The sequence below is a fragment of the Castellaniella sp. genome (genome assembly GCF_004321985.1).
Lineage (GTDB): Bacteria > Pseudomonadota > Gammaproteobacteria > Burkholderiales > Burkholderiaceae_B > Castellaniella.
Genome location: NZ_SCQN01000002.1, coordinates 1 through 7,643, shown reverse-complemented (window position 1 = coordinate 7,643; position 7,643 = coordinate 1). Strand labels below are relative to the sequence as shown.

General features: G+C 59.4%; 7 protein-coding genes and 1 pseudogene. All 8 read right to left on the bottom strand.

The genetic code is table 11. From position 1 onward, the window contains the following. The coding region (locus EPN31_RS00070; protein ID WP_291767981.1) for an SDR family NAD(P)-dependent oxidoreductase at nt 1-166 on the bottom strand (166 nt) is incomplete at its 3' end. Nucleotides 167-367: 201 nt separating this feature from the next. Continuing rightward, a complete protein-coding gene (locus EPN31_RS00065; RefSeq protein ID WP_291767979.1) occupies nt 368-1,255 on the bottom strand; it encodes an ABC transporter permease in 888 nt (295 codons plus the stop codon). A gap of 6 nt (nt 1,256-1,261) precedes the next feature. After that, nucleotides 1,262-2,320 (bottom strand): ABC transporter ATP-binding protein, encoded by a 1,059-nt coding sequence (locus EPN31_RS00060; protein ID WP_291767978.1) that lies wholly within the window; start codon nt 2,318-2,320, stop codon nt 1,262-1,264. Between the two features lie 6 nt (nt 2,321-2,326). Then, nucleotides 2,327-3,085, bottom strand: coding sequence for an ABC transporter permease (locus EPN31_RS00055; protein WP_291767980.1), 759 nt, complete (start codon nt 3,083-3,085; stop codon nt 2,327-2,329). Between the two features lie 99 nt (nt 3,086-3,184). Further along, a complete protein-coding gene (locus EPN31_RS00050) occupies nt 3,185-4,219 on the bottom strand; it encodes an extracellular solute-binding protein (protein ID WP_291767977.1) in 1,035 nt (344 codons plus the stop codon). A gap of 83 nt (nt 4,220-4,302) precedes the next feature. Beyond that, nucleotides 4,303-5,337: a GTP-binding protein gene (locus EPN31_RS00045; protein WP_291767976.1), complete on the bottom strand. Its 1,035-nt coding sequence runs from the start codon at nt 5,335-5,337 to the stop codon at nt 4,303-4,305. After that, nucleotides 5,327-6,946, bottom strand: coding sequence for an amidohydrolase family protein (locus EPN31_RS00040; protein WP_291767975.1), 1,620 nt, complete (start codon nt 6,944-6,946; stop codon nt 5,327-5,329). The genes EPN31_RS00045 and EPN31_RS00040 overlap by 11 nt, the downstream gene beginning before the upstream one ends. 497 nt (nt 6,947-7,443) lie before the next feature. Continuing rightward, nucleotides 7,444-7,643, bottom strand: a pseudogene (locus EPN31_RS00035) (translational GTPase TypA); the annotation flags it as partial.

The following is a 7,643-nucleotide window of genomic DNA, read 5'->3' as shown; positions in this document are numbered from 1 at the left end:
TCTGTTCGAGCGTTTCACGGTGTCGACCGGCAAGCGCGACACGATAATCGTGAGCAAGCAGCTCGAGCGCCACCGCGCGCCCGATGCCGCTGCCGGCCCCCGTCACGAGCGCAACCTTGCTCGCCCCCTCGTGACCTGCCCGTCCGACTCTTTCTCTTGAACTCATGACCTACCCTTCCTCGATTCGTGGCAGCCGACCGCCGCCCGGTATGTAGACCCGTATTTCACCAGATCGAACCGAAAGAGACAACGCGTCTGCTCCCTGATTTCCGATGAAGTCGACTACATTAACGGGGCGGAAATCGTCGTTCATGGATTACTCACAGCGACTGCACGGTAATCGCCCGCGGAGGTCGCGCCGACATCGCTATGAAATACCCATCGTCTTCACATAGCGCCGATGAATCAGCCAGTTCATCAGCAGGGCAACGACTAGGGTCGTCAGGACGAGGATCAATGCAAGCGCAGCGCCAAAGGGCCAGTTCGATGCGCGCGTCATCTGCTGGTACAACGCCGGCGCCATCATCATGATACCTGTGCCGCCCAGCAGCACGGGTGTAGCGAATGCATTCATGCACAGGATGAACACAAGCACTGAGCTTGTCGCGATCCCAGGTGCTACCAACGGAATGACCACGCGCCGGAGTGTCACGGGAAAACTTGCGCCCAGGTTCTGTGCTGCTTCCTCCACCAAAAAATCGATGCCTTCGAGCACGCTCTGAAGAATCAGGATCAGATAGGGCATGACAACACTCGTGGTCCCAATGATAACGGCCAGCGGGGTATACATCAGGTGTATCGGCTTCGTCGTCAAGCCCAGGTAGTTCAGGATGTAGTTGATGACCCCAGTGTCGCCCAGGATCATCATCCAGCCAGCCGAGCGCACCACGCTCCCCACGACGAGTGGAAACACCAGCAGAATGATGTAGATGCTCTTGTGTCGGCTGCGGGATTTGGCAAGGAAGTATGCCACGGGAAACCCAAGCACCAGCGAAAGTGTGGTACACACGGCTGCGATATACAGAGTGCTGAGCAGCACGTGCTGATAGTATGGGTCCGTGAAGAATCGGATGTAGTTGTCAAACGTAAAGGCCGCAACCATGATCGAAGACTCGAACCGGTTGAAGCTATCGCGAAAGAGCATGATCATGGGCGCGACGATGACGGCAAGCACCAGCAACGACGCCGGAAACGCTAGGCTCGCACCACGCACTGCGCTTCCGTACCCCGGATTCGCGGACGAAAATTCACCCATGCGGTGCTACTCTGAAAATACCGAACAATCCGTGGCCCCGAAAGATGCGTAGACACGCGCTCCATGGCCCACCAGCGTAGCCGCTGCGCCCCCGCTGTTGGTCAGACGGCAGCTCAGGCGCTGACCACTACCCGCCAGCCGCACACTCACGTTCGCATAAGGTCCCAAATAGGATACCGATTCTACGACCCCCGGTAAGGCGTTGTCGGCTTCAGCCGCTTCGCGCAGCGAGATTCTTTCCGGGCGCACACCCACGTGCTGGGTCGTATCGTTCGCCCCTTCCACCGCAAGCGACAGGCCATCTTCGGTGATGAAGCGGCGGGCTGCATCGATTCTTCCATGGAAGAAATTCATCTTCCCCAGAAAGTCCGCCACGAACAGATTAACGGGTGTCTCGTACAGCCCGCTAGGGGTGCCCACCTGTTGCGCTTCACCGTCGTTCATGATCACCATCCGGTCCGAAATTGCGAGCGCTTCCTCCTGGTCGTGCGTCACGAAGATCGTGGTTAAGCCCAGGCGCTTTTGCAGCGATCTGATTTCTTCACGGACTTCCACGCGGAGCTTCGCGTCCAGATTCGACAGGGGCTCGTCCAGCAGGAAGACTGTCGGCTGAATCGACAACGCGCGGGCAATCGCCACACGCTGCTGCTGCCCACCGGAAAGTTGGCGGGGATAGCGCTCGGCAAATGTGTCCATCTTCAGCATCTCCAATGTTTCACGGATCCGCTTTTCCCTTTCCGCACCTTTTATCTTGTGCATTTCCAGGCCAAAGGACACATTCTCACGCACCGTCATATGCGGAAACAGGGCATAACGCTGAAACACCATACCAGTGCCGCGCAAATAGGCGGGAACATGGGTCACGTCAGTATCGCCAATATGAATCGTGCCGGCGCTAGGTGGCGTAAACCCAGCAATCATGCGCAAAGTGGTTGTCTTGCCACAACCGCTGGGCCCCAGGAACGTGACGAGCTCCCCATCTTCCACATCGAGGGAAAAATTCGACACTGCAATTGACGATTTGCCGAACCGTTTCTCTAGCTGCCTGATAGACACGTCTGACATTTTTGCTTAGACCACCCGGCTCAGTTTTACAAAGCGGTCACTCAACAGCATGACCGCCCCCAGCAATACGATCTGGACAGAAGAGACCGCCGCGATCGTCGGATCCAGATTGAATTCAAGATATTGCAAAATCGCAATCGGCAGAGTCGTGTGCCCTGGCCCCACCAGGAACAGCGACATCTCCAGGTTTTCAAACGATACGATGAAGCTGAAAAGGGACGCTGCCACGATAGCTGGGCGCAACATCGGCAGCGTAATGCGAAACAGCACGGTGCGGTCGCTGGCCCCCAGATTGCGTGCCGCCTCTTCCACCAGAGGGTCCAGCCCAAGCATGTTGGCGGACACCAGACGCACCGTCCAGGGGATGGTCAGACAGATATGTGCGATGACCAGGCCACCATAGGTGCCCACGATGTCCAGATTCAGAATGTTTTCCAGCCACAAATAGGCGAGATAGATGGACACCCCTGCGACGATGGCCGGAACCAGTAGCGGAGAGAGCAGCAGGTTGTTGACGACGTCGCTGCCGCGGAAACGATGGCGGATTAGCCCCAGCGCAGCCAGGATGCCAAGTGCCACGCCGCACAGTGCCGCCAGTAGTGCAACCTGAAAGCTCGTGACGAATCCACTGACGAAAGAATCGTCCGACAGCGCTTTCACATACCAGCCGAGCGTGTACCCCGAGGGCGGAAAGGTGAGTATGGCATTCTTGAAGAAGCTTAGCCACAGAATGAAGAGTAGCGGGCACAGTACGAAGAAGTACATGAGCACCACGAAAGCATGGTAGACGCCCCTGAGCACCGTCCCCTGCAGGCGTCGCAGGGGACGGCGCCAGTAGTCACTCAGTGCAGACGTCGCCATGGACTAAGCCTTGAAGAATATCTTCATCCAGGTGTCCAGAATGCTGGCGTGCTCCTTGGTCAGATAGTCCAGATTGATCTTCAGCATTCTGTCCTGCTCGGCCTGCGTAAACCCGATGGCGGCATCCAGATCAGGCGGCAGCTTCGCGTCGCTAACGCAGGGCAGGTAGCCCATCTTGGCTGCAAAGGCAAGCTGGGCGCTGGGTTCGAGCATGGCGTCCAGGTACTTGTAGCCCTCGGCCTTGTGGCTTGCATTCTTGGGCACACCGGCTTCGTACGTCGCCGGGAATCCCCCTTCGGAGGGCACGGAAAATGCCAGTGGTATGCCCGCCTTGTGCCACATGTAGCTGCGCGCCGCAGCCGTGATGGCGATCCATGTTTCGCCCGCCTTCAGGCCGATGCCCAGGGCCTCCTGAGACGGATACACCTTGGCCCGCAGCGCGTGCAGTTCACGCAGCTTCGCGGCGGCCGGTGCGATATTGGTGGGGGAACCACCGCCGACGATGGCGGCAATGACCGTGTTGGTTGGAAACAGTGCATCCACCAGCCCAACACGCCCCTTGTACCGTGGGTCCCACAGATCGGCAAAAGACTTAGGCTTTTCCTTGACTTTTTCAGTGTTGTAGACCAGCACGTGGGCCGAATAGATGTGTGGAATCGAGTAGGAAGTCTTAAGAAATGGCAGCACCTTATCGAGTCGCGACACATGCTTTGGCGTGATGGGCTCCAGCGCCCCCGCTTGAAAGCCGGCAAACATGTCGAAATCGGCTAGGCACACTACGTCCATGCTACCGCGCCGCAGCTGCCGTTCAGCCAGAAGCTTCGCTCGGCGCGTGGCCGCGTTAGCAATGCTCTGGGTGACCTCGATTCCCTGTGGAGCCATCAGCGGCCCATCGACATTGTCTTTGAGCAGTCTGCCGAAATCGCCACCCCAGGTCCCCACAACAATGGAGCGCTTATCAGCCGCCCACGCCAGCCTGGACTGCAGGAGCAATGCAGCCGAGCCGTAGACAAACTGCCGCCGCGAGATTTTATTCATGGCCAACCTCCTCATGTAGGGCCGTACTTGCCAGATCAGTTATCGCCAGAAAACCCGTAGGAATCACCGCCGAAAACTGGATATCAGACTGACTCAATGGCTTGTGCCAGTACGCCATTTCGCGCGGGCGCATCCTCGTCGGACAGACTCAGCGCAATCGGTGCAAACCCCAACGTGCCACGCAGCTCTTCGAGGGTCACGTCACGCGCAATGACGACGAACGCATCGCTGCACTGCTGCTCGCTACCAAGCCGCCTGGGGGCGCTGAACGTGGTGCCCACACTCTGTATCCAGATGGGGTCATCACAATCGGACACGTGGACCGTGGCCTTCAGACGCAGCAGGCGATTACCGCACAGGCCCGACACTTCGTCAAGCCAAGTGGCCACGTCGTCCCACGAAAGCGCCTGCACGGGAGATCCTCTGAATACGTGGATGCGTGGGTGCGCCAGCCCCTGGCGCCCCAGCGCGCACAGCGCATCTGCGGCCTCTTTGACGGGGTCGCCCGGGCGCATCGAGCCAAACGCCGCCCGCACCTGACGCGTACGATCCTCATCGACCAGAATCTCGGCAAACGGATTGATGCCCGTCACGATGCGGCGATGGTGAGCCAGCCCGGCCATGTCCGCCCGGTCGATCTTCGTGAATACCACTCTTCGAGCCGCAGCAAGCTGGGCTGCCGCATCTTCGAAGGTGTCGGCGTCCGGCAACCCCGACGCGCAGTCGTAGGTACTCACCACCATCACGCGCACGCCCATGGCAATCAGCTCGGGCGCAGCCAGCGACGCGATGACGGGCCCCGGGCTGGCAAGTCCATTGGCCTCCACGATGATGCGCTGGATGGGTGCGGCACCCGCCGCCCTGGGAGCCGTCAACAGCGCCATGAGGGTGTCGACCACGCTGCTGCGCAGCGAACAACACAGGCAGCCATTGGGCATCACCGTGACGGGGATGCCGCTGCGGTCGTTTGCAACAATGGTGCCATCGATGCTGACTTCGCCGACCTCGTTGATGACGACGCCCGTATCGCCACCCGTATCCTGACGCAGATAATCCATGATCAGCGAAGTCTTGCCGCTTCCCAGGAACCCGCACAGCAAAATCAGGTCAACGGGCATCCGGCGTTTCGTCCGAGCCATCGTTCCAGCTCTCCCTGACCATGTCGCGAACATCCTGCAGCAGTTCGTCGACATCGAAAATCATCCCCGACTTGATCGTCCAGCGCAGGGCCCGGCGCCACTGGGTCTTGCCCGTGTCGTCGTTGAAGCGCAGGGCACCGGTACCGTACAGCAGTTTGAAATCCGCCAGCGGATTGTCGTCCAGAATCAGGATGTCGGCACGCTTGCCCACATCAATCGAACCGGTCTCGTCCGCGATGCCGAGCAGCTCGGCCCCATGTGAGGTGGCCGCCCGGATGGCCTCCAGGGGGTGGAAGCCTGCTTCTTGTAGCAGCTCCAGTTCCTGAATCAGACTGAAGCCGAAGATCTGGAAGATGAAGCCCGAATCGCTGCCGGTACAGACCCGCCCGCCCAGGTTCTTGTATTCGTTCACAAACTGCATCCAGAGCTGAAAGTGCTGCTTCCACTCGATTTCATTGCGGGTGCTCCACTGTGTCCAGTACGAGCCATGGCCCCCACGCTGCGGCTGGTAATACTTCCAGATCGACTTCCAGGTGTATTCCTGATGCCAGTCCGCCCGCCTGGCACGCATCACATCACGATTGGCGTTGTAAATGGTGAAGGTCGGCACGAAAGTTAGGCCAAGTTCCAAGAACTCGTTCATGGTCTCCTTCCACTTTGCCGAGCCAGGCTTCGCCGCCTGCAGGAAGGACTGCCCCGCCGCCGCAAAGCGGAAGTATTCGTCGTTGTAGTTGTAGTCGGCAGGAAAGTCCTGAACGACCCGGTCGTCGTATAGCGCTTCAGGCAATCCGTAATAGTGCTCGGAACTGGTCAGCCCCCAGCGAGCCGACTTCAGCGCATTCACTCGCGTCACGGCCATTTGTGCATGGTGGCACGCAGAGCGAAGGCCTTCCTTGCCAGCAGCATCCAGCGCCGCCCGCATGATGGATGGCGATGCGGCGCCAATGAATTTGATGCCGTCAGCGCCACGTGCCTTAATCTCATGCACCCACGCAGTGGCCTGATCGGAGGTATGGATGGTCTTGACCAGATCGTTGGTCACGGGGCAATACGCGTATGCCATGATATTGGGCGCCACAATCTCGTATCTGGCCGACGCGTCCTTCTGCTGCAGGGTGTATCCAAGACCATTGAAGCAGCCGGTCTCCCGAATGGTGGTGATGCCGTGCGCCAGCCAGAGCTTGTAGGCATAGGTGGGGGGCGGGATGGGCCCCGTCATGGCGTACCGTGTGGTGCGGATATGTGCATGCGCGTCGATGAGGCCGGGCATGACGTACCTACCCGAACAGTCGATCTCGTGGTCGCCGCCCGCCGGACGCCCTTCGGGCTTGATCGGCAGATGCGGGGTCCCCACAGGTACCATGGCGGTGATGCGCCCACTTTCTATGACGATGTCAAAGGGTCCACAAGGCGGCGCGCCCGTGCCGTCGATCACCGTGGCGCCGCGAAGCACGAGCCGCTTGAATGGACCAATGCCGCGGTCACGGGTCGTGGCAGGTGGCGCCGGATGCCAGCCCTTGGCGGCATACATGTCATGGATTTCTTCGCCCGGCTGCGTATTGGCGTATGGATTGTCTGGTCTTGTCATTCAACTTCCTCTAACTGAAGGTTGCCCTTGCCCGTCTGGCACCCTGATCCGGACATCAACACGCGGGCTGGCCGCGAATCACACGCGAGTCCGTCGCGGATAGCGCATCGACGCACAGGCTTGCTGCGACTGCCCGCGCACAGATCTGCCGCAAGCGAAACCACGCTGGTGATCATGTCGCCCTCATGAGGTGATACCTGGGGCAGAATACTTCCGCCATAGGAGTTGCACTATACGAGTTAACCCTACGGATCCTTCCAGAGATCGGCCGACATGCGGGAAACCCATCCGGTCGCTGCTTGGGCGGCACGACAGGGCTCCTCCAGACCTGGTTGCACCCGTGGCGAAAAAGTAGCCCACCCGCAACCATTCACCGCTGTCTGCCCCATGAGCCTACCAACCCTGTCGTCGCGGAAATCTAGGTCACTGACCACGAAGTCTGTGGCCTCTGGCATCATGCAGCAGGAGGGCAGCGCGAAGACGCTTCACTGCACTGCTCAATCGGCACCGCGCAGCGCGCGCCGGCGCTCGTATTCCTTCAGATGGCGTTTGCGCAGGCGAATCGACTTGGGGGTGATTTCGACCAGTTCGTCGTCGGCGATGAATTCAACCGCATATTCCAGTGTCAGGTGGATGGGTGGCACCAGATCGATGTGCTCATCCTTGCCCGACGCGCGAATGTTCGTCAATTTCTTTT